At 40.7% G+C, this 24,365-nt stretch carries 24 protein-coding genes; 3 read left to right on the forward strand and 21 right to left on the reverse strand.

The annotated features are described in order from the left end of the window. Window positions 1-22: 22 nt before the first annotated feature. The 6 genes from CIK00_RS06785 to CIK00_RS06810 form a co-directional block, all read right to left on the reverse strand. The gene (locus CIK00_RS06785; RefSeq protein ID WP_101768145.1) at window positions 23-406 is read right to left on the reverse strand and encodes a 3D domain-containing protein; all 384 of its coding nucleotides are present in this window, start codon (window positions 404-406) and stop codon (window positions 23-25) included. A gap of 115 nt (window positions 407-521) precedes the next feature. Then, the gene (gene dinF / locus CIK00_RS06790; protein WP_101768146.1) at window positions 522-1,859 is read right to left on the reverse strand and encodes an MATE family efflux transporter DinF; all 1,338 of its coding nucleotides are present in this window, start codon (window positions 1,857-1,859) and stop codon (window positions 522-524) included. Window positions 1,860-1,958: 99 nt separating this feature from the next. Further along, window positions 1,959-2,885, reverse strand: coding sequence for a heme o synthase (gene cyoE, locus CIK00_RS06795; RefSeq protein ID WP_101768147.1), 927 nt, complete (start codon window positions 2,883-2,885; stop codon window positions 1,959-1,961). Between the two features lie 15 nt (window positions 2,886-2,900). Then, on the reverse strand, window positions 2,901-3,932 hold the full coding sequence (locus CIK00_RS06800) for a COX15/CtaA family protein (RefSeq protein WP_101768148.1): 1,032 nt from the start codon (window positions 3,930-3,932) through the stop codon (window positions 2,901-2,903). Between the two features lie 29 nt (window positions 3,933-3,961). After that, the gene (locus CIK00_RS06805) at window positions 3,962-4,495 is read right to left on the reverse strand and encodes a cytochrome oxidase (RefSeq protein WP_101768149.1); all 534 of its coding nucleotides are present in this window, start codon (window positions 4,493-4,495) and stop codon (window positions 3,962-3,964) included. Further along, the gene (locus CIK00_RS06810) at window positions 4,492-5,175 is read right to left on the reverse strand and encodes an SURF1 family protein (protein ID WP_232598244.1); all 684 of its coding nucleotides are present in this window, start codon (window positions 5,173-5,175) and stop codon (window positions 4,492-4,494) included. Before CIK00_RS06810 ends, CIK00_RS06805 begins: the two co-directional genes overlap by 4 nt. A 69-nt stretch (window positions 5,176-5,244) precedes the next feature. Here CIK00_RS06810 and CIK00_RS06815 point away from each other — a divergent pair, with 69 nt between their 5' ends. Beyond that, complete coding sequence (locus CIK00_RS06815) at window positions 5,245-5,457, forward strand: DUF2909 family protein (protein ID WP_101768150.1); 213 nt, start codon at window positions 5,245-5,247, stop codon at window positions 5,455-5,457. Between the two features lie 38 nt (window positions 5,458-5,495). On the opposite strand, the gene CIK00_RS06820 is transcribed toward CIK00_RS06815, so the two are convergent. The 5 genes from CIK00_RS06820 to lexA form a co-directional block, all read right to left on the reverse strand. Next, complete coding sequence (locus tag CIK00_RS06820) at window positions 5,496-6,398, reverse strand: cytochrome c oxidase subunit 3 (RefSeq protein WP_101768151.1); 903 nt, start codon at window positions 6,396-6,398, stop codon at window positions 5,496-5,498. Next, a complete protein-coding gene (locus CIK00_RS06825; RefSeq protein WP_101768152.1) occupies window positions 6,382-6,960 on the reverse strand; it encodes a cytochrome c oxidase assembly protein in 579 nt (192 codons plus the stop codon). Before CIK00_RS06825 ends, CIK00_RS06820 begins: the two co-directional genes overlap by 17 nt. Window positions 6,961-6,971: 11 nt before the next feature. Next, a complete protein-coding gene (gene ctaD, locus CIK00_RS06830; protein ID WP_101768153.1) occupies window positions 6,972-8,561 on the reverse strand; it encodes a cytochrome c oxidase subunit I in 1,590 nt (529 codons plus the stop codon). Between the two features lie 18 nt (window positions 8,562-8,579). After that, the gene (gene coxB, locus CIK00_RS06835; protein ID WP_101768154.1) at window positions 8,580-9,716 is read right to left on the reverse strand and encodes a cytochrome c oxidase subunit II; all 1,137 of its coding nucleotides are present in this window, start codon (window positions 9,714-9,716) and stop codon (window positions 8,580-8,582) included. Between the two features lie 279 nt (window positions 9,717-9,995). After that, a complete protein-coding gene (lexA, locus tag CIK00_RS06840) occupies window positions 9,996-10,616 on the reverse strand; it encodes a transcriptional repressor LexA (protein ID WP_101768155.1) in 621 nt (206 codons plus the stop codon). Between the two features lie 350 nt (window positions 10,617-10,966). On the opposite strand from lexA, the gene plsB reads away from it, so the two are divergent. Next, window positions 10,967-13,405, forward strand: a complete 2,439-nt coding sequence (gene plsB, locus CIK00_RS06845) for a glycerol-3-phosphate 1-O-acyltransferase PlsB (RefSeq protein ID WP_101768156.1) — start codon at window positions 10,967-10,969, stop codon at window positions 13,403-13,405. Window positions 13,406-13,475: 70 nt separating this feature from the next. Here plsB and ubiA read toward each other — a convergent pair whose 3' ends face one another. Continuing rightward, on the reverse strand, window positions 13,476-14,336 hold the full coding sequence (ubiA, locus tag CIK00_RS06850; protein WP_101768157.1) for a 4-hydroxybenzoate octaprenyltransferase: 861 nt from the start codon (window positions 14,334-14,336) through the stop codon (window positions 13,476-13,478). Continuing rightward, entirely contained in the window at window positions 14,330-14,872 is a 543-nt protein-coding gene (locus CIK00_RS06855; protein WP_101768158.1) for a chorismate--pyruvate lyase family protein, read from the reverse strand. The genes ubiA and CIK00_RS06855 overlap by 7 nt, the downstream gene beginning before the upstream one ends. A gap of 170 nt (window positions 14,873-15,042) precedes the next feature. On the opposite strand from CIK00_RS06855, the gene CIK00_RS06860 reads away from it, so the two are divergent. Further along, a complete protein-coding gene (locus CIK00_RS06860) occupies window positions 15,043-15,465 on the forward strand; it encodes a flagellar basal body-associated protein FliL (RefSeq protein WP_101768159.1) in 423 nt (140 codons plus the stop codon). A 67-nt stretch (window positions 15,466-15,532) separates the two neighbouring features. Here CIK00_RS06860 and glpD read toward each other — a convergent pair whose 3' ends face one another. The 8 genes from glpD to ftsE all read right to left on the reverse strand — a co-directional run bounded on the left by glpD (window position 15,533) and on the right by ftsE (window position 24,364). Next, the gene (glpD, locus tag CIK00_RS06865) at window positions 15,533-17,068 is read right to left on the reverse strand and encodes a glycerol-3-phosphate dehydrogenase (RefSeq protein WP_101768160.1); all 1,536 of its coding nucleotides are present in this window, start codon (window positions 17,066-17,068) and stop codon (window positions 15,533-15,535) included. Window positions 17,069-17,302: 234 nt separating this feature from the next. Beyond that, on the reverse strand, window positions 17,303-18,064 hold the full coding sequence (locus CIK00_RS06870) for a DeoR/GlpR family transcriptional regulator (RefSeq protein ID WP_101768161.1): 762 nt from the start codon (window positions 18,062-18,064) through the stop codon (window positions 17,303-17,305). Between the two features lie 119 nt (window positions 18,065-18,183). Further along, window positions 18,184-19,554 (reverse strand): glycerol-3-phosphate transporter, encoded by a 1,371-nt coding sequence (gene glpT / locus CIK00_RS06875; RefSeq protein WP_101768162.1) that lies wholly within the window; start codon window positions 19,552-19,554, stop codon window positions 18,184-18,186. A 361-nt stretch (window positions 19,555-19,915) separates the two neighbouring features. Beyond that, the gene (glpG, locus tag CIK00_RS06880; RefSeq protein WP_101768163.1) at window positions 19,916-20,755 is read right to left on the reverse strand and encodes a rhomboid family intramembrane serine protease GlpG; all 840 of its coding nucleotides are present in this window, start codon (window positions 20,753-20,755) and stop codon (window positions 19,916-19,918) included. A 110-nt stretch (window positions 20,756-20,865) separates the two neighbouring features. After that, window positions 20,866-21,186 (reverse strand): thiosulfate sulfurtransferase GlpE, encoded by a 321-nt coding sequence (gene glpE, locus CIK00_RS06885; protein WP_101768164.1) that lies wholly within the window; start codon window positions 21,184-21,186, stop codon window positions 20,866-20,868. A 548-nt stretch (window positions 21,187-21,734) separates the two neighbouring features. After that, window positions 21,735-22,595: an RNA polymerase sigma factor RpoH gene (gene rpoH / locus CIK00_RS06890; RefSeq protein ID WP_101768165.1), complete on the reverse strand. Its 861-nt coding sequence runs from the start codon at window positions 22,593-22,595 to the stop codon at window positions 21,735-21,737. A gap of 178 nt (window positions 22,596-22,773) precedes the next feature. Next, on the reverse strand, window positions 22,774-23,706 hold the full coding sequence (gene ftsX, locus CIK00_RS06895) for a permease-like cell division protein FtsX (RefSeq protein WP_101768166.1): 933 nt from the start codon (window positions 23,704-23,706) through the stop codon (window positions 22,774-22,776). Continuing rightward, window positions 23,696-24,364, reverse strand: coding sequence for a cell division ATP-binding protein FtsE (gene ftsE / locus CIK00_RS06900; RefSeq protein ID WP_101768167.1), 669 nt, complete (start codon window positions 24,362-24,364; stop codon window positions 23,696-23,698). The genes ftsX and ftsE overlap by 11 nt, the downstream gene beginning before the upstream one ends. Between the last annotated feature and the right edge of the window lies 1 nt (window position 24,365).

Raw genomic sequence — 24,365 nt, forward strand, 5'->3', positions numbered from 1 at the left:
TTTTTATTAGTATTCATTATGATCAGAGGACAGTAATAGTTACCCGCCGTTTTCCCCAATTTTTTGCAGCCCTAACATTTTTACCCATATAGATATCAATTTTACGACTCCAACGGTGATGCATTTTATCTAGCACCACGTACTCACCGGGTAAGCCTGAAATTTTCACTTTAGAACCACGCTTTAAACCCATTTTTAGTAAATCACGGGAAACAGCGATGGCTTTCATGCCGGGTTTTAAACGATCGCCCCAAGCCGCTATGCTAGGGCTGGAATCTGTTTGAGTTGATACTGAATTATATGCTGTTGCTGTAACATTCAATTTTTTAAAGCTACTAGCATAACTATGAACACTGAAGGTTAAACTCAGCACCAGTAATAAATAACCTATAATCTTAGTTGTCATTCGCACCACCTGGATAAGAAGTGAACGCATTTAAGCAAATCACAATCATGATTGGAAGCCTTTTTTGTACAAAAAATCATCAATACTGTTCACTGTAATGATAAGTGGTTGTTTATTAAGTATGCGGTAAAAATATATTTTTTCGCCATAAAGAAATGAAGATCACCGCTAATATCAGCCCTCGCAATGCCATAAAACCGATCATTGCCGCCCACAATGCATGATTTCCATAACTACTCATTGACCACCAAATAGCAAAAAATCCACACGTTGCTAAGAACATACTATTACGCATATCTTTGCCACGAGTAGCACCAATAAAGACCCCATCTAATAAAAAACACCACATCGCCACTAAAGGCACTGCTGTTAACCATGGTAAATACTGGTCGGCTTGCTGCTGTACTGCTGGAATATCAGAAACAATACCAATAATTTGTGTACCAAAGAGTACAAAAATAACGGTTAATACTAATGATATCAATAAACTCCAAAATGTCGTCCCAACTAAATAGCGCTCAAGTTGACCCTTATTTCCTGCACCAACAGCTTTGCCCACTAACGCTTCCATCGCATAAGCAAAACCATCCATTGCGTAAGAGACCAACATTAAGAGACTCATTAATACCGCATTCGCTGCCACCACATTATCGCCTAAGTGTGCCCCTTGAAAGGTCATAAAAACAAAGGTGGCTTGTAAACATAAACTGCGTAAAAAGATATCGCGATTAAGCTTCAGTAACCGTCCCATACCATGACGCACACTGGCCAACTTTTGTTTTAATGGTGGTAAACCTAACCGTAACCATTGTTGAGCAACAAACCATAATCCTAATATCATGCCACTATAATCGGCAATGACAGACGCAGCTGCCGCACCTTGTACTTTCCATCCAAAACCAAGCACAAATATTAGATCTAGCGTTATATTGACGACGTTCGTTACAATTAATAACCACATTGGTAATTTGGCATTCTGCATTCCCAGCAGCCAACCCATGATCACAAAATTAGCTAAAGCGGCGGGAGCACCCCAAATACGAATTGAAAAATATTGTGCGGCATACAGTTTTACTTCACTGCCTGCGCTACTAAAATGAAAAATAACTTGGCTCACTGGCTGGTGCAATGCCACTAACACCACGCCAAATAACCAAGCAAGTGCCATACCTTGGACAAAAATTACCGCTTGTGCATCTTTGTTAGCACTACCTTGCGCTTGTGCAGTAATGCCCGTGGTCGCCATCCGTAAAAAACCAAGCAGCCAAAAGGTCACATTAATCATGGTGCCGCCAACAGCCACACCACCTAAATACCATGATTTATCAAGATGACCAATAACAGCAGCGTCAACTAAGCCCAGTAAGGGTACGGTAATATTAGATAACACCATTGGCAGTGCTAACGCAAAAACTTGGTAATGTAATGCTTTATCTTTTAATACAGCCAGCACACTCGTCCCTTATTCAAGGTATAAACTAAGAGGTTAGTGTACCTATTTGAAGAGAATGACAACAGTCTGATTTTGATACCAAAATATCAGTTGATCCCATTAGGAATGTACTAATGTCCACGAAAGCCACCAATGATCAACTAACAGCACCACAAATAAGGTTAATAAATGCCAAATAGAATACTTAAATGTTGCCCATGCATGACCTTCCGTATCAAAAAATTTTAGCTTAATGGCGTAACCAATAAAACCGAGGTTTAACATGCTACTGCCAATTAAATAAATTCCACCACTCATACCTGTTAGCCACGGTAACAACCCCACCGCAAACAACAATAAGGTATAAAACAACACCATGGTTTTAGTGTATTCAATACCATGCGTCACTGGCAGCATTGGAATGCCAGCTTTAGCGTAATCATCACGCCGATGAATCGCTAAAGCCCAAAAGTGTGGTGGCGTCCATGCAAACACTAGCATCACTAATAGCAGCGCATGAGGATTCAAACTTCCCGTCACGGCTGTCCATCCTAATAGAGGTGGAGCTGCTCCGGCTAAGCCGCCAATCACAATATTTTGCGGTGTTGCATGTTTTAGCCATACCGTATAAACCACCGCATAACCAACTAAACTTGCCATCGTCAGCCATGCTGTTAATGGATTAAGCTGCCACAATAAAATAAATCCTGACACCATTAATACACATCCAAACAACACTGCTTTGGAGGTCGCTATGCGCCCTTTAGCTAACGGCCGATGATAAGTCCGTGTCATCTGAGCATCAAAATGACGATCTAATATATGGTTAAAAACAGCGGCGGCTGCTGATTGCAAACCAATACCAGCGAGTCCAAGCACCACAACATAAACAGTTGGTACGGTTGGCACAGCAAGACACATTCCCACTAAAGCGGTAAGCAATAACATCGCTACCACTTTGGGCTTTGTCATGGTGAGATAATCTCGCCACACTGCAATCGTGACGGTTGAAGTACTTAAACGATCAAGCCATTGTAATTTATCCATGTCATTTATCCTCCTTCAATAGCGGCGATGTTGCTGTGATTGTCGATAGCCAGCACCAACACGATAGCTAACAGTGACCATCATCACTAATAATCCTAGACCTGTGACGTTATGTGCTACGGCTACAGCAAGAGGTAAACTTGCAGCAACATTAGTCACCCCTAATGCAATTTGCAGCGTCAGCAATAATACTAACCCCCAGCTATAACGTCGTAATATCGGCTGTAACCAACATAACCATGCCATAGCTAATACGACAACGGTCGTTACCATCGCACCTATACGATGCACAACATGAATTGACACTCGCTGCCCATAATCAAGTACCCCATATTGATAACTATCATGTTGCGGATGTACTAAAAGAAAGGCTTTACTATCAAATAGCTGCTGCCAATTAGCTTCACAAATAGGTAATTGAGTACACACCAAAGCAGCATAATTAGCCGCCGTCCAACCCCCTAATGCAACTTGGGAGATAACCACAATAACACTAACAATTGCCGCTATTCGCAGCCGATATAATGGCTTTATTCCAACTTGAGTCATGCTTACATGTCCAATATGAAGCTGTAACCGTAATAACCACAGCAAGCAGACAATGGTAAAGCCCCCTAATAAATGCGCCATCACTACCACCGGCATAAGCACTAATGTCACCGTCCACATACCTAATAGTGCTTGAATAATCACGGTGATGAGTAGCAATAATGGTAATAGTTTTGGTCGTGATAGTTGTCGCCACGCCATAATATTGATCGCTAAAATGAAAATACCTAACGTGCCTGCAATATAACGATGCAGCATTTCATTCCATGCTTTTTGAGGCTCAAGTGGCGTTTGAGGGAAAAATTCAGCGGCAGTTTGTTGTTCAAGTGCCGTTTGAGGCACAGTTAAAAAACCGTAGCAACCCGGCCAATCAGGACAGCCAAGCCCGGCTTCAGTCAATCGAGTAAAAGCACCTAACGCCACCACTGCTAGCGATAACACAAAACTAAAACTGACTAAATAAAAGAAGTATCGATCATTCTTGTTGGTGAGAATCATTTGTTATCCTCCATAATAACAGCAATGACTTAGCCAATTTTTGAGACTTTTAATAACCTTTTTAAATCACGTAACACATCTTTACCTTGCATTAAAATGGCCTTTTCGCCAACAACTAAGGGGTAAGCCATCAGCATATTACCGTGAGGGTCTGCAATATAAATCGAGGTTAAACCATATTCTAATTGGATTAACTGTTGACGTAATAACCCACTCACTTGGCGCAGTTCTAACCCTTGTAATAATGCGTTTGAGGAGGTCGGTTGATCCGCAACAAGGACAACACTTTGTAACCGCACACTATCAGCACCCGCAGCTTGTGGTACTTGGCGTAAATTAAATAAAGCCCCTTGGCAACGCTCATCACACGTTGGCGGCAACCAATAAATTAATTGCCATGTTTGTGGCTTTGAAAACGCGGTCACTGTTATTACTGGCTGTAAAAGTTGACCTCGGTTAGTCACCCCGCCTTGATACCATTGCTGCTGCAATATCAATTTCGCAATAATAATCGGTAATGCGAACACAACTGCAACCATTAACAATAAGTGATATTTATTCATACTTCGCGCTCCTTGCGTAGCCATAATAAAGAGATAACAACCACCGCAATCGCTAATAAAAACCACTGTATCGCATAACCATAATGTTTCTTAGGGCCCATCACGACAGGTTGCCATGTTTGAGTTAACGCTATCGGACTTGAGGCTGATATTTGAATAACCCACGGCAACAGTGGTTGTTGTAATTGCAGAGCGAGCCTATCTAATTCAATATTTTGTACCCGTAAAGGCCACTGCTCATCGGTGTTATCGGGTTTAAACTGTAATAATTGCTGAGCGGGAGCTATCACACCACTAATCACCTTTCGCCCATTAAGTTGCGGTAACTTCGGTAATATTTCACGGTATAGTGGTGCCGCAATCCAACCGACATTGACTAACACTTGTTGCTGTTGACTAATAAAAGGTAAATAAAGGTGATAACCCGGTCGACCACGAAACAGTTGATTATCTAACAATATTGGATGTTGATTATCAAATTCCCCTTCAAGGGTAATGCTATGCCATAAGGGTTCAACAGGGAGTTGTGCTAAATCAACAACCCTCATTTGTTGCCGATCTTGAATTTGTGATTGCAGCTGTTTTTTTTCATCAGCACGACTCAGTTGCCACCAGCTAAGTTTGAGTAACAAACTCACCACCGCAATAGAAAAAAGAATAAAAGCGATAGTTCGCATCATTACACCCCCCTTTTTATTACTAATAGTGAAAACCCGCTATGATTAAATAACCACAAAGGAGCAACTAACATGCTAATAAAAATATTATTTATCGTATTGTTACTCTTAATGGTGATCCACTTGTTCCGTGCGTTACCATCCATCATTAAAGGCCAATCATCACGCCCGTTATCACATTATCTTGGGCATCGATTACTGATTGCAGTAATACTATTTGGACTGGTGGTTATTGCTTTACTGACTGGTATTATTCAACCGAATCCAAGCCCCTACACACTCTAACTTATTGAGCGATTAATATTTATTTGATCATTAACCGCTTATAAAATATAAACAAACACAAATAAACATAACCACACTACGTCCACAAAATGCCAATACCAAGCCCCAGCCTGAAAAGCAAAATGGTGTTGAGGGGTAAAATGACCTTTTAACACTCGACACCAGACAATGAATAATACAATCGTACCTAAGGTGACATGCACGCCATGAAATCCAGTTAACATAAAGAAGGTATTGCCGTAGACACCACTTTCTAAACGTAGATTCAACTCATGATAAGCATGGATATATTCCACGGCTTGTAGGTAAACAAACACCCCACCAAGTAATATGGTGACCAATAAAAACAGGCTTAATCGACGCCGTTGATTATTTTCTAACGCAAGATGGGCAATATGCAGGGTTATTGATGAGGTAAGCAGAATAATAGTGTTATATAACGGCAATCCGATCGGCCCCATAGCTTGAGTTTCAGTGCCATCAGGAGTAACAACAAGCGGCCAATCTGCGATAAAATCAGGCCATAATACAACGTTGGTCATTGCATTATTACTGGCACCACCTAGCCATGGCACCGCAATCATTCGAATATAAAATAGCGCCCCAAAAAATGCCCCAAAGAACATCACTTCAGAAAAAATAAACCAACTCATGCCCTGTCGAAATGACCGATCCATTTGAGTGCTATATAAGCCGCCCATCGATTCAGTGATCACATCACGAAACCAACCCGTTAGCATCAGTAAAATCAACCCAACCCCAGTTAATAAAATCCATGGTCCTTGGCCTGCCAGTAAATCACCGACTGTCGCACCTGCACCTAAGGCAATTAAAAATAATGCCACCGCACCTAAAATAGGCCAACCGCTAGCCGCAGGAACATAATATTCATCAGAACTACCTGCCGTTGATTGCTTAGGATCATCATAAGAGTTCGACATCTTTCACCTCATTCTCTTGCTCATTGGATTGAGTAATGGGTTGCACATCAGGGGTTACGTCATAAAGCGTATAGGCTAATGTCAGTATCTTAATATCACGCGGTAAATCAGGATCGACATAAAACACCAACGGCAACTCAGCTTGTTCTCCTGCCGCTAATGGCTGATGGTTAAAACAAAAACATTCAATTTTATTAAAATATTTTGCCGCAATTCCTGGTGATACTGAAGGTACAGCTTGTCCAATTGAAGCCTGTGAATTAAGATTTTTAGCATCATATTTAATGATTGTCGTCTCCCCTGGGTGAACATCTACTTGAGTCACCTGTGGCGTAAATTGCCACTTCACATTCGGGTTTATATAAGCAACAAATTCAACCGTCACGGTTCGACTGCGATCAATATTGTCACTAGCCTTTGTTGGTGTGGTCGCTGTTTTGCCATTAATCCCCGTAATGTCACAGAAAACGTCATATAACGGCACTAGCGCAAACGCAAATCCAAACATAGCTATTGCCGCAAATACCAAGGCAATCACGGAGCGTTTTGATTGCGGTTCCATATCAGCCTCCGTTAATCAATCTTGGGTGGCGTTGAAAAGGTATGATATGGCGCGGGAGAAGGTACCGTCCATTCTAGCCCTTCCGCCCCTTCCCACGGTTTTGATGCCGCTTTTTCTCCGCCTCGAATACACTTCACCACTACCGCGACAAATAACAATTGTGATAAACCAAATAAAAACCCACCGATGCTGACCACCGCATTGATATCAGCAAACTGCAACGCATAATCAGGAATTCGACGCGGCATCCCCGCTAATCCGAGAAAGTGCATTGGGAAAAATAAAATATTGACTGAAATTAATGAACACCAAAAATGCCACTGCGCTAAACGTTCATTGAACATATGCCCAGTCCATTTTGGTAACCAATAATAAGCGGCCGCCATAATCGAAAAGATCGCGCCAGACACCAACACATAATGAAAATGTGCCACCACAAAATAGGTATCATGATATTGAAAATCAGCTGGCGTGATCGCCAACATCAGTCCAGAAAAACCACCGATGGTAAACAACACAATAAACGCAATCGCAAATAGCATCGGCACTTCAAACGTCAGCGATCCACGCCACATGGTTGCCACCCAGTTAAACACTTTCACCCCTGTCGGCACCGAAATCAGCATGGTGCAATACATAAAAAACAGCTCTGCCGCAACAGGCATACCCGTGGTAAACATATGGTGCGCCCACACCAGAAAACTCAATCCAGCAATCGAAGCGGTGGCATACACCATTGAACTATAACCAAAGAGTTTTTTACGCGAAAATGCAGGGATAATTGCCGAAATAATACCGAAACTCGGCAAAATCATAATATAAACTTCAGGATGACCAAAAAACCAAAATATGTGCTGGAACATGACGGGATCACCACCACCAGCGGCATCAAAAAAACTGGTACCGAAGTATTTATCGGTTAAGACCATGGTTACCGCACCGGCTAACACTGGCATTACCGCTATCAATAAAAAAGCGGTGATTAACCATGTCCACACAAATAACGGCATCTTCATGTAAGTCATACCGGGAGCGCGCATATTGATAATGGTCACCACCACATTAATCGCCCCCATGATCGAGCTGATGCCCATAATATGAATTGCAAACACAAACAATCCGGTACTAGCAGGGCTATAAGTCGTCGATAATGGCGCATAAAATGTCCAACCAAAATTAGGCCCGCCCCCTTCCATAAATAGCGTCGACAACAACAGACTAAAAGCAAACGGTAGGATCCAAAAACTCCAATTATTCATTCGTGGTAGTGCCATGTCTGGCGCACCAATCATTAACGGAATCATCCAATTAGCTAAACCGGTAAAGGCTGGCATTACCGCACCAAAGACCATAATCAAACCATGAACAGTGGTCATTTGATTAAAAAAATTAGGTTCAACCAATTGTAACCCTGGCTGGAATAACTCAGCACGAATTACCATTGCCATCGCACCACCAATAAAAAACATCGATAAGCTAAATAACAAATAAAGCGTACCAATATCTTTATGATTAGTGGTAAATAACCATCGCTTAATCCCTTTCGGTGGATGATGCTCATGGTGATCAATAGTGGGTTGTTGATGCAATATATCCGTCATGCTGATAATTCCTTATAACTACTGTCCGTTTTTAATTGCCTGAATATCAGCCGCTTGTACGGTTTCTCCAGTATTATTACCCCAAGCATTACGCTCATAAGTAATCACGGCCGCTAACTCTTTAAGACTTAATTGCGGACCAAAAGCTTGCATCGCGGTTCCGGTACTGCCATGTACCACAATCTTGATATGTTCAATTCGACGTTGCGGATCAATCGAAATGCCTTCAGCCGCTAACGCAGGAAAAGCCCCCGGAATCCCTTTACCATTAGCTTGATGACACATTGCACAGCGGTTGTTATAGGTTTTTTCACCAAGTGTCATTAGTTCATCCATTGGCATGGTCATGTCTAATAATTGTTGTTCTTGCTCACTCGCTTGACGCTGACTGGCTTGGGTTTGTTGCAACCATTGATCGTACTCAACTTGTGTTTTTGCAATGACCACAATCGGCATAAAGCCATGATTTTTACCACACAACTCTGCACACTGGCCGCGATAAATACCCGGCTTATCAATACGTGTCCATGCTTCATTAATAAAGCCAGGATTAGCATCTTTTTTAACGGCAAAAGCAGGTACCCACCAAGAATGGATAACGTCTTGTGAGGTAATTAAAAAGCGGATTTTTTTGTTAATCGGCACCACTAATGGGTAATCGACTTCTAATAAATAATTGGCCCGTTTAGGTTGTTGGTTATCAATTTGAGCAGCACTGGTCGCTAGGTGTGAATAAAATTCAACATCTTGATCAAAATAGCGGTAATGCCATTTCCATTGCGAACCTGTCACTTGAATAGTGAGATCTGATTTTGAAGGGTCTTCCATTGCAAGTAGGGTTTTTGTGGCCGGAATAGCCATCGCAATTAAGATAATAAAGGGGATCAGTGTCCAAATAATTTCGACTTTGGTACTTTCATGAAAAGAGGCAGCAACAGCACCTTTAGATTTTCGATGATGGAAAATAGACCAAAACATGGCCCCAAACACCACCACACCGATAGCGATGCAGATATAAAGAATCGTCATATGTAAGCCAAACACATCTTGGCTTATTGCAGTAACGCCCCGCGTCATATTGAATTGCATTGTTTCACTCAACAATGGGGATGAAAATATGATTAATCCACAACTACCGATCAGTTTACGTATCATCGTTCTGACCTCCTTTGTCGGCAACATCTCGCCTTACACAGCACATGCAGCGACAAATTGATCCACCCGCAGCAAAGCTAAAATAACATTCCTCTATGTTTAACTTAGGCACTAAACAGTAATAGCGCAAAAAAATACTCATAAAAAATTACTAACAAACTACTAGATAAGCTAATGATATAAGGAAGAAAATAATTACTCACCATTTTAAAGACAAAAAAAAGCGCAGCTTATGCGCTACGCTATTTGGTGTTTACTCAATCTGTCGTTAGCGGATCTTTACATCCAGTCAGCGGTACGAATCACGCCAACAGCAATACCTTCAATGGTCAGGCTTTGATGTTCTAAATTAACTTCAATGGGTGAAAACTCTTCATTTTCAGCATGAAGCAATACTTTAGCACCTTGTTTATCAAGTCGCTTAACGGTCACTTCATCATCAACTCGAGCAACAACCACTTGGCCATTATGTACATCTTGGGTTTTATGCACAGCAAGTAAATCACCATCCATAATACCAATATTCTTCATACTCATACCATTGACGCGTAATAAGAAATCCGCGCGAGGTTTAAATAAGCTTGGATCCACCTCATAATGAGCTTCAACATGCTCTTGCGCCAAAATTGGCTCACCAGCAGCTACTCGGCCAATTAAAGGTAACCCTTTTTCATCTGCTGCATCGTCCGCAATTAATAAACGGATCCCTCGTGATGCACCAGGAATAATTTCTAATACACCTTTACGGGCTAAAGCTTTTAAATGTTCTTCTGCTGCATTAGCAGAGCGGAAGCCAAGTTCGCGAGCAATTTCAGCTCGTGTCGGTGGCATTCCAAAGTCATCGATTTTTGTTTTGATTAAATCAAAGACTTGTTGTTGTCGCGGCGTTAACGGCTTCATGAGTCACCTGTCTTTTTATACAGTTGCTGTGAGTATATCCAGTGTTCAGAGACAATAAAAGCCAATTGTTTACGAAAACAGCAATTTGAGTAGGAATTCAAAGCCATTCAGTAACTTGGCTAAAAAAAATATAAAACTATTATTTACAGCAATAATTCTAACAGAATCAATCATCTTTCATTAACTGGTCATGCCAGATCGATTTTCAATCCAAAAGTTGTTATAAAAATAAACCATGACTTAGTCAAAAAAGTGGTATTTTAAGCTTTATTTACCGCATATCTCTTGCATGAAAGCGGCATTTTTCTGCTGTTGTGCGGCGTATTTAGATTCAGAGGCTAATTATATCTATGTCAAGCGGGCAAAAAATCTATCAACAATTATTAAAATTGCCACTTTCTATATTGGTAAAACCTCATTCGATCCCATCTGATCCAGTTGCTGACTTAGAACTCGATTTAGCTCGCCCAATCGTCTATATATTGCCGTACCGTTCTAATACTGATCTATTAACTCTACGTAGCAGTGCACTCGCATCAGGCTTACCAGATCCATTATCGCTATTAGAAATTAATGGCCAATCCTTTCCTCGCTTTGTTTGTGTTGCTGAAAATCCAAGTGTATTTGGTAATAAAACTGGTTTACCACAAGACTCAATCACGCTTTTTAGTGACTTATTGGAATTACATAAACAAGACAGTGAATTAAATATCCAATTAATTCCAGCCTCTATTTTATGGGGTCGCGCGCCGGGTAAAGAATCAAAAAACAAACCTATTCTACGTCCTCTTAATGGCCCTAAAAAAACCTGGGCGATTGTGGGTCATGGTCGCGATTGTTTAGTCCGTCTAAGTACACCAGTATCTTTACGTTATATGGCAGATAATCACGGTACTGATGATGCCATTGCACAAAAATTAGCACGAGTAGCAAAAATTCACTTTTCGCGCCAATTACTAGCAACCTCAGGTCCTCGTCTGCCGGATCGTAAACAACTTTTTAAACGTTTATTAGCATCGAAAGCGATTGATAAAGTCGTACAAGAAGAAGCATTAAGCCGTCAAGTTCCCGTTGAAAAAGTGCGTCGTGAAGCGATTGCAATGATGGAAGAAATTGCAGCAGATTTCTCTTATCCATTAATTAAAAATGGTGAGCGTTTCTTAGGCTGGTTATGGAATAAACTTTACCAAGGCCTCAATATCACCAATGCGCAGCGTATTCGTCGATTAGCGCAAGATGGGCATGAAATTGTCTATGTTCCTTGTCACCGCAGTCATATGGACTATTTGTTACTGTCTTATGTTCTGTACCAAGAAGGTTTAGTACCACCGCATATTGCCGCCGGTATTAATCTTAATTTCTTCCCTGCAGGCCCTATCTTCCGCCGTGGCGGTGCATTCTTTATTCGTCGTAGCTTTAAAGGCGATCGTCTTTATTCAACAGTTTTCCGCGAATATCTAGCACAGTTGTTTGCTAAAGGTTATTCGGTTGAATATTTCAGTGAAGGCGGCCGTTCTCGTACCGGACGCTTACTTCCTGCCAAAACGGGCATGCTATCAATGACCATCCAAGCAATGTTACGTGGCTTAAATCGTCCTGTAACCTTGGTACCCGTTTATATTGGTTATGAGCACGTAATGGAAGTGGGTACGTATGCCAAAGAGCTACAAGGCAAACGTAAAGAAAAAGAAAATGTTGGCCAAGTACTGCGTACCCTACGTAAATTACGTAATTTTGGTAAAGGTTATGTCAACTTTGGTGAGCCGTTATCACTTAATCAATATTTAAATGATAACGTGCCTGACTGGCACCAAGACATCAACCCGATAGAACCCCAACGTCCAAGCTGGCTCTCTCCGGTCGTGAATGATTTAGCGGTTAAGATGATGACCCATATTAATGATGCCGCAGCGACTAATGCACTAACATTATGTGCGCTGGCACTATTGTCATCACGTCAACGGGCATTAAGTCGCAGTTCATTAGAACAACAAATTGAGTGTTACCTTGAACTACTGCGTAATGCACCATATTCAAAACATTGCACCACACCAAAAGACAATGCTACTCAATTGGTCGATCATGCAATTACCATGGACAAGTTCTTGGTCGAGCGTGACGTATTAGGTGAAATCATCTCGCTTGATCGTGAACAATCAATCTTGATGACTTATTACCGCAATAACATTATTCACTTGTTTGCGCTACCATCATTAATTGCCCATATTGTGATCCAACAGCAAAGCCTAAATCGTGCTGAGATCCATCAAAAAGTTGAGTTATTGTATCCGTTCTTAAAAGCTGAATTATTTTTACGCTTTGATGCCGAACAGTTACCACTAGAAATTGATCGTTTAATTGCAGAATTAGTACGTCAGCGATTGTTGCTACTTGATGGTGACACTATTGCGATTAATAATACACGCATTGGTCCATTACAGCTCCTAGCTCGCACTATTACTGAAACCTTACAACGTTACGCAATTGCGTTGACACTACTTAATGCTGAACCGCAATTACCTAAAACCGATTTAGAACAACAGAGCCAAGTACTTGCTCAACGTTTAAGTCGTTTACATGGTATCAATGCGCCCGAATTTTTCGATAAAGGGGTGTTTAGTACGCTAGTGAAAACATTACGTAATGAAGGCTATCTCAATAATGAGTGCCATGCTGTTACTCAACCGGTTGAAAAACTTGCTGATTTATTAACGTCATTAGTTTCACCTGAAGTAAAATTAACCATTCAAGCCGTTATGCAGCCAGATGAAGAACGGATAAACGACTAATGGTTCGCCATAAAAAAAGCGCCTAACGGCGCTTTTTTTATGCTTCAAGATCACTGCTATTGATCGCTTATTACCATAATACACTTAAGCTAATACCGATAAATATCACCATTCCAACGTAATTATTATTTAAAAATGCTTTAAAACATTGCTCACGTTGACGACCTTGAATCAGCATTTGTTGGTAAACAAACAAAGCTGATGCTAATAATAACGCCCAATAATAACCTTGATTTAATTGTAAAATGCCACCGATAGCAATCAGTAACATGATTGTTGCTAGCTGCAATATTCCAATAATTAATTTATCAAACCGCCCAAAAAGAATCGCGGTAGATTTAATTCCAACCTTGATATCATCATCACGATCAACCATTGCATACAGCGTATCGTAAGCAACTGTCCATAAAATATTAGCAACAAATAACAACCATGCCACAGTGGGTAATGCACCTGATTGGGCAGCATAGGCCATTGGAATTGACCAACCAAAAGCAGCGCCCAATACTAACTGCGGTAAATGGGTATAGCGCTTCATAAACGGATAAGATGCAGCCAATATTACGGCTACCACTGACAACATAATAGTCAAGTTATTCATGGTGAGTACTAATAAAAACGACACTAACACCAATAAAATAAATAGCCCCAGCGCTTCGCGTTCAGAGACTTTTCCTAATGGCATTGGTCTATTAGCAGTGCGCTTTACATGACCATCAACATTGCGATCTGCAAAATCATTAATCACACATCCAGCGGCACGCATAAACACCACCCCAAGCACAAACACCACCAACACATCTGATTTAGGAAAGCCATCTCCAGCCAAAAATAACGCCCATAAGGTTGGCCATAATAATAATAAACTGCCAATTGGGCGATCAAAACGGGCTAACTGCCAAAAAGCTCTGGCCTTGGTTATTTCTAACATCCTTTTTCCTTAGCATATACTGGCGATTCGATTAAGAATAACTCCGCCACCAGCATTGGCTTTTCATTGATCCATAATCGCGAACGTCGCGCCCATCGAGGCTGTTGCTGAGTACCAAGATTGGCAACTTCCAAAGCATCACGGCGTGAATTTTTATCATTAAAGACACGATACCCTAACGGAATATCACCTAAATCGACGAGGTCTTGTTCCTCACCACTTAAGGTTGTCATTGGGATCAACGTTCGCGCAAATACCCATGGTTGTTGATCACCATAAAGCATTACTTCTCGTTCTAAACAATCACTATCACCTACAAGTTGCCGTTCCATAACTGACAGATGACTGTTGCTAATCATTGTCTGGGCTAACACTGTCACGGTAAAATGTTGACAATATTGTGCCAATCGACGTGACAATGATTCAGACTCTAGCAACCAGGCTCCATGTGATGTTTGTTCTAATGCCCATGATTGTACCGAGTACCATTTAGCACTTTGAATCAATGGACTGTACAACTGTTTGAATTCCGACATTTTTTATACTACAAAATTAACAAAGACGTGATCAAAAACACTTGGTTGAAAGCAGTTAATTTATTACCATATTGATCTGCTATTGTAGCAAGAGGTAACGAGTTCGAATATCGTTAACCGTGGTAGATTACACCTAGTTGCGTCTAAATGTCCCTAACTGCATGAGTATCATGATGAAAAAAACTGTTTTTGTAGCTTGTTTCTTGATGGTGATAACATTACTGTCGCCAATCACTTATGCAAAACAGCCCACTAGCGATCCAACCCAATCAAATATTGGTTATTACACCTTAACACCAGATATCACTACCAACTATGTCATTAATGATTCTCGATTAGGGTATATTCAGTTGCGAGTCGATTTAATGCTGAAAAATAACAATCAATTAATGAATATTAAGCATCATGATCCTTTGATCCGTGACGCTATAATTAGCATTATTAACCAACAATCAGAACAACAAATAAAATCATTAACTGGCCGTGAAAAAATTCGTCAATTAAGTAAACAAAAAATCAACCAATTATTACTTGTCGAGACAGGCCATACTCCAGTCAATGAGCTTTTATTTACTAAATATTTATACCAATAATAACGCCCATAAAAAAAGCGCCCATCGGCGCTTTTTATTGAAATGTTTACTATAAAGTAAATAATAGTTATGCAGCCGCAATTACCGTCTGCGCTTGATGATCAATAATATAATCACCAATTAATTGTTGCTGTAATGGCGTTAAATACAAACCTAGTTTACTGCGACGCCATAGCGCATCCGTCGCTGTTTGTACAAATTCATGCGCTATTAAATAATCAAGCTCACATTGATAAACCCCTTCACCAAAGTGCTGTCCCATCTCAGCTTCGGTGGTAATTCCTGCCAATAACGTCTCGGCACGAATACCATAATTGTGTGCTATGCGCTGACAAGTAAATTCATTTAACCACGGATACTGTTGTTGTAGCTGCATTGCTAACTTATCACCATCAAAATCAGCACTACCACCAGGTAAGTAGCTATCTTTGGTCCAAGAAGGCCCCATGTTAGAATAAAACGGCGCTAATTTAGCTAATGCTGATTCTGCCAACTTACGGTAGGTAGTGAGCTTACCACCAAACACAGAGAGCAAAGGCGCTTCATCTGCTTGCTGCTCTAACTCTAAGGTATAATCACGCGTTACCGCTTGTGGTGAATCGGATTCATCATCGCACAATGGTCTAACGCCACTCCAATTCCATACCACATCTTCCCGCTGGCATTGATGCACAAAATGGTTGTTATACACCTTCAATAAATAATCAATTTCTTGATCATCAATGGCGACATCACGCGGATCACCATGATATTCAACATCGGTAGTACCAATCACAGAGAAGCGATCTAAATAAGGGATCACAAATACAATTCGATTATCTTCGTTCTGAAGAATATACGCTTGCGGCTGATCATGCACCCGCGGCACCACAATATGGGAGCCTTTAATTAATCGAATATTGCGTGGTGATTCTAAATCTGTACTGTGATCATAAAATGATTTCACCCATGGTCCAGTTGCATTCACTAGCCCATGAGCACAACGGTGGAATGTTGCGCCCGTCACAATATCTTTAATAGTCACGCGCCAAATATCCCCTTCTCGAACGGCTTTTTCAACCCGACAACGGTTACGCACTTCTGCGCCATATTTTGCGGCTTCCATCGCATTTAAAATCACTAATCGCGCATCATCAACCCAACAATCAGAATATTCAAAACCTTGTTTAATCGTAGGTACTAATACCGAATCAGCACCAAATGATAATCCATTGCTGGCTGGTAAGGTGGTGCGTTTACCCAAGTGATCATATAAGAATAATCCAGCACGAATCATCCATGCAGGACGTAAATGCGGCTGGTGTGGCAGTCGAAATCGCATTGGTTTAGCAATATGAGGCGCTTTTTTTAATAATACTTCTCGCTCAGCTAAGGCTTCAGCCACTAACCGAAATTCATAATGCTCAAGATAACGCAAACCACCATGAATTAATTTTGAACTGGCTGATGAGGTCGCTGATGCAAAATCATCCGCTTCATAAAGACCAACACTCAACCCGCGACCCGCGGCATCAGCAGCAATGCCAGTACCATTAATGCCGCCACCAATCACAATTAAATCTAACGTTTGACTATTTTCGAGGCCGCTTAATGCTACTGTCATAATGTTCACACCTATTCAATCAAACATAACAAAACGAACTATAAATGTTCGTTCGAAAGTAATTAATTTAATAATAGCGTATATATTGATCTAATCCAGCATTAGTTAACATTGTTATGACAAAAATTTGATCATTACCGCAAACTTAATGCTTATAACAATTACAAACCAAAAAAAACGGGCTTCTATTTAAAGAAGCCCGTTATTTAAGTCTCTGGTTATCGATATAATGATTTACGCTACCACCTCAAAATGGATTTCATTTTCTTGTAATCGCTCAACCAAACTGAGTGGGGGTAATTGATCAGTGAATAACATATCAATTTGACTAATATCACCTAGATTTACCATCGCATTACGACCAAACTTAGTGTGATCAACGCCTAACATCACACAACGGCTATTCTCAATAATCGCTTGTTTAACCCGAACTTCATGGTAATCAAAATCTAATAATGAACCATCAAGATCAATACCACTGATACCCAAAATACCGAAATCTAATCGAAATTGTGATACAAAATCGAGGGTTGCTTCACCTACAATACCGCCATCACGATTACGTACCTCACCACCAGCTAAAATCACTCGAAAGTTTTCTTTAGCCATCAGTAAGCTAGCAACATTAAGGTTATTAGTTACGATCCGTAAATCGTTATGATTCATTAATGCGCGCGCCACCGCTTCTGGCGTAGTACCTATATCTATAAATAAGGTTGCACCGTCAGGAATATGGCTCACTAATGCTTTGGCTATGCGGTCTTTCTGCTCTAACTGTAAGACCTTACGAGTGGTATAAGCCGTATTAACTGAACTGGAAGGGACGGTTGCACCGCCATGATGACGACGAATTTTATTTTCATCGGCCAGCTCATTAAGATCGCGGCGAATCGTTTGTGGGCTTACATTAAAACGCGCCACAAGATCGTCAGTACTGACATATCCCTGGCCCATAACTAAATCAATAATTTCTTGATGACGTTTACTTTGCTTCACGGCTGGAAAGCTCCTATCTATACCTGCCATATTCAGCAATGAAAGGTAATAAAAACAAGGCTCCGCCAATGCGAAGCCTTTTTATATTACTCACAGCTTTACCAAGAAGCCAAACTTAATCAACCATTTTGCTGTTGTAACTCAAGTTGCTGCTTCTGATAGGCCTTCTTTTCACCAATCATAGTGATAATAAAGAAGAAAATAGCTAACACACAAGAGCCGGTTAGAACCATAAAGCCGCCATCCCAACCAAAATTATCTACCGTATAACCCAGTAATGCATTCGCTGCTACTGCACCACCTAAATAACCAAATAACCCCGTTAGCCCAGCCGCAGTACCTGCCGCTTTTTTAGGTGCAAGCTCTAACGCATACAAACCAATCAACATCACAGGACCATAGATTAAGAAGCCAATCGAGATCAATGCCATCATATCAATAGTCGGATTACCCGGAGGATTAAGCCAGTACACCAATACTGCAACAGTCACTAGCACCATAAATAAAATCCCTGCTGGTGCTCGACGACCTTTAAATAGCTTATCGGATATCCAACCACATAATAATGTACCGGGGATCCCTGCCCACTCATAAAGGAAATAAGCCCATGATGATTTATCGACGGTAAAGCCTTTCGCTTCACCTAAATACACTGGTGCCCAATCTAATACGCCATAGCGAATCAAATAAACAAACGCGTTCGCAATCGCAATAAACCACAATAATTTATTATTAAAAATGTACTTAAAGAAAATTTCTTTGGCGGTCATCTCTTCTTCAAAAGATTTGTCATAGCTCTCAGGATAATCGTCTTTGTATTCTTCAATCGGTGGTAAGCCACAAGACTGCGGGGTGTCACGCATCACTAAGATAGTAAATCCCGCAACTAATAGCGCAAAAAAAGCAGGTACATAAAACGCTGAACGCCAATCATCATTAAACGCCCATAAACCAAATAAGAACAATGGACCAATTAAGCCACCACCGACGTTATGAGCCACGTTCCAGACCGAGACTAACCCACCTCTTTCTTTATGTGACCACCAGTGCACCATGGTTCGCCCACAGGCTGGCCATCCCATCCCCTGAAACCAGCCATTTAAAAATAACAGCACAAACATCGCGGTAATACTGCCAGTCGCCCAAGGCATAAAACCAAAGCACAACATCACTATCGATGACAATATCAATCCCGAGGCTAAAAAGAAGCGAGGATTGGATCTATCTGACACATTCCCCATTAAAAATTTAGATAAGCCATAAGCAATTGATACTGCCGCTAACGCAACCCCTAATTCACCGCGGCTATAGCCATATTCTTCAATCAAATAGGGCATCGCTAGCGAAAAGTTTTTACGCACTAAATAGTAGCCAGCATAACCAAAAAAAATACCTACAAACAATTGCCACCGCAATCGCTTATAAACTGGATCGATACTTCCATCAGGCAAGCGCTGTTTATGCGCTTCAGGGGTAAATAAACCAAACATAAATGTTCCTTTCTGTTATCTCACTGCTGTAGGGCATCGAGTACCATTCGCGCATCACGATACGCTGTGGCATCTTATAGATACTATTTTTACAATCCCACGCTATAAACGATCGTTTTATTTTCGATGTCGCTCAAAACGAGACTGATTATTGCGCGAATGAATAATTAAAAATGTGAAAACAGTCAAAGACAGACGGATAAATATGAATAGATATGAAAATAACGCGGATTTATATCAACATTGGACTCACTGTCAAATAATCAACAGCTTTAGTTAATATCAAGATAATTATCACTACTGTGGTGATGTAAGCAGGCCAAACATCACCACAGTAGTTGCAGGAAAAACTGCCAGAAGACTAGTGTTTAGGACGAAGTAATTTAGCATCCACTAACGCAATCGCACAGCCCGTCAATAAACCCATTAAGTGCGCCATATTCGCAATGGCAATGCCTGCAGGCTCAGCAAAACCAATGATCAACCACACCAACATAAACACTACATAAGAGCGAGCAATCACTAATCCACGTTGTGGTGCTAGCCAACCCATCCACCAGATATACCCCAGCAAGGCATAGACAACCCCAGATAGGCCACCAAAATTAGGACCATCAAGCCAGAATTGACCAAAGCCAGAAATTAGCGAAGAGATAAGAAATAACTGTACTAATTTAGCAGAGCCACTGTGACGTTCAATTTGTCCGCCTAATAACCACCACCACAAACAGTTAAAAATTACATGCATGGCTGAAAAGTGGAGTAGCGCATGGCTGAAATAACGCCACAACTGCCATTGATCACCATTCATAAACGGGAAGTGGAACCAATTAAATAATAGCGATTCAAATCCTAATAACCACAATCCGTAAATGACCAGTGATGCCACCATCACTAGTAATGTAAATGGACCAGCTTGGGCTTTAACCATCGAGATTAGACTCGGGCTAGAATAATCAAATTTTGCAGTGCGACTTTCTGCCACTTGCCATGATGCTTCTTGATATTTGCTATCATTAGGATTAGCAATAAATGCATTCAATTCAGCTTCGGCTTCAATCAGATGTTGGTTATCTTGCAACCATAACGCAAACTTACCCTCAGGCTCTGGCGCTAAAGTCAGTTCAATCCCCCGTGAAGCCATATAATCAATAAATGCTTGTGCGTGACGAGGGTTATAAAATTCAGCTAAGCGATGCATAGTTATCACTCTAATGGATTGGAGATTATCAGTACTAAATACCAAAGGAAGTTACATTCAAAGTGAGTAACTCGCCCTCTTATTACTCATCTTATCAAGGATAAACTTAACTAAGCTTGTACCATCGGTAAGCCTTCACGACGCCAAGCTTCAAAACCACCCTCAACGCTATACACCTGTTCATAGCCTTGATTAGCTAAATATTGCGCGGCGCCCTGACTACTGACACCGTGATAACACATCACTAATAATGGTTGTTCAAAGTCAACCTCATCCATCAATGTCACCATTGTATCGTTAGTAAGGTGAAATGCCGCTTGAGCATGAGCTAATGCATAAGATTGGGGATCACGGATATCAACCAGTACGGTCTCTGGTTGTTGTAATAATTGCAGGGCATCTTGTACTGAAATATGTTGAAACTGTTCCATGATGTTTCCTTTTAATGGCATCAATAAAAGTAATAGCAAAGGCTGATAATGCTATTTATGATCGCGATCGATAATGTTCATATTGGATCGTAAACACACGATCCTGACAATTCATCCACCAAAATCGGTAATTAATCACTATTGTACCTTAGCTTAAGCACTGTATCTCCCACCAAAAAATAAGGCTTTATCCACATAACAATCACGGCTCGCAACAATAACAGTTCAATACCAACAAGGAGTTATTGGTGATAGCAATTCACAATCGAACACAAAGTAACCACCTGTGGAAAAGTCTGTGGATTGCGTTGATAATGTGGTTTTCACCAAAAAGATCCACAACATGTAGATCGGATCCCACAACAAGCTGTGCATAAGTTAACTAAGCATACACACAATTATTCACAAATGTGACTTATGACACATAAAATCAGATAGATAAGCTCCTACCTTATAATAGTGATTAGCGACTATAAATTTAGACGATCGACAGCTACAAAAAAACCGACACTAAGGTCGGTTTTTATAGCGTAAAGTAACATGACCAATTAGTAAAAATCGCCCACTGAATCTTTAAGCTTTTTCATGGCATTTTTTTCTAACTGCCGAATACGCTCTGCTGATATACCATAATTATCGGCTAAATCTTGCAAAGTCGACTTTTGATCATCTAACCAACGTGAACGAACAATATGCTGGCTGCGTTCATCCAGACTGGCTAATGCTTGTGATAAACGATTATTGGCATGAGTTTCCCAATTACTTTCTTCATAACTCAAAGCAACATCAGAGCCTTTATCTTCAAGGAAATATGCGGGAGCCATAGGTGCTGAATCACGTTCATCATCATCATTTTGCATTTCAAACGTAGGATCTTGTGCCGCTAAACGTGATTCCATTTCGCGTACTTCAGCAGGTTCAACCCCTAACTGTTGAGCGACCATGTTCACTTCGTCGTTATTAAACCAGCCTAAGCGTTTCTTTGATTTACGTAAATTAAAAAATAATTTCCGTTGTGCTTTGGTGGTTGCTACTTTTACTATTCGCCAATTACGTAATACATATTCATGAATTTCAGCTTTAATCCAATGTACCGCAAAAGACACCAATCGTACGCCAACTTCTGGATTAAAGCGTTTAACCGCTTTCATCAACCCAATATTACCTTCTTGGATTAAATCAGCAATCGGCAAACCATAGCCAGAATATCCACGAGCAATATGCACCACAAATCGCAAATGGGACATCACTAATGCTTTAGCAGCATTAATATCACCGTCATAGTGTAAAGCTTCAGCAAGCTCTTTTTCACGCTCAGGCGTTAGCATTGGATAACGGTTTACAGTCTGAATATAACTTTCAAGACTATCCGCCGAAACTAGAACTAATTTCGACATCTCATTTGACATTCGAAAACCTCGTGTAATTTTCGTGCAATCACAACGGTTATTGAGCACATGCTATCGTTGTGTGAACCGACAATGATGCCTGTAAACATAGTTCAAATGCAAGTCACAGCACAAATATATATGATTATAAGCATCACTTTTTCTTATCATGTTGTTTTAAAATGATTAACAACAACAATTATACTGGGTTAATTTCACGCAAATGACGTCCAGCAGCAAGACGAGCAGCCATTAGACCTAAGAAGGTGGCTATCATTATCATGATTACGCTCTCATCCCAATTCAAGCCCAGCATTCTAAAATGACTACCATACAAATTAGATAACTGCGCAACAGCATCACCTAATAATAAAACTACCCCTTGGGTTAATCCCCATGCAATTAGCGCTGCAATCAAGCCATACCACACCCCGACATAAAGATAAGGACGTAAAATATAACTATTGGTCGCACCAACCATTTTCATGACTTGGATTTCATCTTTATGGCTAAGCACTTGTAAGCGCAGGGTGTTACCCACAATTAAGAACACCGCAAACAGCATTAAGCCTGACATTAATAATGCCAACGCAATCGCTAACTGTTGAATTGCGGCTAAACGTTGCAGCCAATCACGATCTAAACGCACTTCAGCAACATGCTTTTGCTGTCCCAATTTTTGGGCTAATTCATTGGCTTTAGCCGTCGTTTGCCAATCACTCTTTGGCTCAACAATTACCACTGCGGGTAAAGGATTATTTTGCTCATCAAACAAATTGAGGGCTTTATCAAAACCACCATTTTGCCGAAACTGCTCTAAACCTTGATCCGCGGTAATAAATTTGACGCTATTAACTTGTGACCAATTTTTAATTTCATCAGCAAGTGCCTGCCCATCGTCATTACTGGTATTGTGCTTTAAATACAGTGTAATTTGGCTTGGGTTTTGCCACGCATCAGCAACCGCTGTAATATTTTTCGCCATTAAATAAAAAGTACATGGCAAGGTTAATGCGACAGCTAATACGGCAAGAGTTAAAAAATTACCGAGTGGATGACGAAACATGTCTTTTAATGCAGAGCTTGCTTGTTGGCGATGAATTGCAAAAAAACCAATAGATTTACGCGCCATGAGCTAGCTCCCTTAAATTACCTTTATGTAGATCTAAACGACGATAATCACGGCTAGCAAGCAATGATGTGTCATGCGTTGCCATTAATACTGTTACGCCAACTCGATTAAATTCTTCAAATAATCGCAACACTTGTTGTGATAATTCAGCATCCAGATTACCTGTTGGTTCATCAGCCAACAGTAACATTGGTTTGTTAACAATTGCGCGGGCAATGCCGACGCGCTGTTGTTCACCGCCAGATAATTGGATAGGCAAACATTTTGCCTTATCCAATAATCCGACTTTATCCAAAGATGCACTCACACGACGCTTGATATCATGTTCATTCATTTGTTCAACCCGTAATGGCAAAGCAATGTTATCGAAAACACTGCGATCCATTAAAAGCTTATGATCTTGAAAAATAATACCAATATTGCGGCGCAAAAATGGGATTTGTTTATTTGGTAATCGAGTAATATCGTGACCATTGAACCAAATCTTGCCGTCATTTGGACGCTCAAGGGCACAAATTAATTTCAGCAGGGTACTTTTACCAGCCCCAGAGTGACCCGTTAAAAAAGCCATATCTGCGGGTTTGAGGTGAAAATCTACTTTTTGTAGGGCTTGCCTACCACCACGATAAGCTTTACTTACCTGCTGAAATTGAATCACT

The sequence above is a fragment of the Photobacterium carnosum genome (assembly GCF_002849605.1).
GTDB lineage: Bacteria > Pseudomonadota > Gammaproteobacteria > Enterobacterales > Vibrionaceae > Photobacterium > Photobacterium carnosum.

Excerpts from the sequence above, each read along its gene's own strand:
- CIK00_RS06785 (WP_101768145.1), bottom strand. The coding sequence starts at position 406 with ATGACAACTAAGATTATAGGTTATTTATTACTGGTGCTGAGTTTAACC.
- cyoE (WP_101768147.1), bottom strand. The coding sequence starts at position 2,885 with ATGGATAAATTACAATGGCTTGATCGTTTAAGTACTTCAACCGTCACG.
- CIK00_RS06800 (WP_101768148.1), bottom strand. The coding sequence starts at position 3,932 with ATGATTCTCACCAACAAGAATGATCGATACTTCTTTTATTTAGTCAGT.
- CIK00_RS06805 (WP_101768149.1), bottom strand. The coding sequence starts at position 4,495 with ATGAATAAATATCACTTATTGTTAATGGTTGCAGTTGTGTTCGCATTA.
- CIK00_RS06810 (WP_232598244.1), bottom strand. The coding sequence starts at position 5,175 with ATGATGCGAACTATCGCTTTTATTCTTTTTTCTATTGCGGTGGTGAGT.
- CIK00_RS06815 (WP_101768150.1), top strand. The coding sequence starts at position 5,245 with ATGCTAATAAAAATATTATTTATCGTATTGTTACTCTTAATGGTGATC.
- CIK00_RS06820 (WP_101768151.1), bottom strand. The coding sequence starts at position 6,398 with ATGTCGAACTCTTATGATGATCCTAAGCAATCAACGGCAGGTAGTTCT.
- CIK00_RS06825 (WP_101768152.1), bottom strand. The coding sequence starts at position 6,960 with ATGGAACCGCAATCAAAACGCTCCGTGATTGCCTTGGTATTTGCGGCA.
- ctaD (WP_101768153.1), bottom strand. The coding sequence starts at position 8,561 with ATGACGGATATATTGCATCAACAACCCACTATTGATCACCATGAGCAT.
- coxB (WP_101768154.1), bottom strand. The coding sequence starts at position 9,716 with ATGATACGTAAACTGATCGGTAGTTGTGGATTAATCATATTTTCATCC.
- lexA (WP_101768155.1), bottom strand. The coding sequence starts at position 10,616 with ATGAAGCCGTTAACGCCGCGACAACAACAAGTCTTTGATTTAATCAAA.
- plsB (WP_101768156.1), top strand. The coding sequence starts at position 10,967 with ATGTCAAGCGGGCAAAAAATCTATCAACAATTATTAAAATTGCCACTT.
- ubiA (WP_101768157.1), bottom strand. The coding sequence starts at position 14,336 with ATGTTAGAAATAACCAAGGCCAGAGCTTTTTGGCAGTTAGCCCGTTTT.
- CIK00_RS06855 (WP_101768158.1), bottom strand. The coding sequence starts at position 14,872 with ATGTCGGAATTCAAACAGTTGTACAGTCCATTGATTCAAAGTGCTAAA.
- CIK00_RS06860 (WP_101768159.1), top strand. The coding sequence starts at position 15,043 with ATGATGAAAAAAACTGTTTTTGTAGCTTGTTTCTTGATGGTGATAACA.
- glpD (WP_101768160.1), bottom strand. The coding sequence starts at position 17,068 with ATGACAGTAGCATTAAGCGGCCTCGAAAATAGTCAAACGTTAGATTTA.
- glpT (WP_101768162.1), bottom strand. The coding sequence starts at position 19,554 with ATGTTTGGTTTATTTACCCCTGAAGCGCATAAACAGCGCTTGCCTGAT.
- glpG (WP_101768163.1), bottom strand. The coding sequence starts at position 20,755 with ATGCATCGCTTAGCTGAATTTTATAACCCTCGTCACGCACAAGCATTT.
- glpE (WP_101768164.1), bottom strand. The coding sequence starts at position 21,186 with ATGGAACAGTTTCAACATATTTCAGTACAAGATGCCCTGCAATTATTA.
- rpoH (WP_101768165.1), bottom strand. The coding sequence starts at position 22,595 with ATGTCAAATGAGATGTCGAAATTAGTTCTAGTTTCGGCGGATAGTCTT.
- ftsX (WP_101768166.1), bottom strand. The coding sequence starts at position 23,706 with ATGGCGCGTAAATCTATTGGTTTTTTTGCAATTCATCGCCAACAAGCA.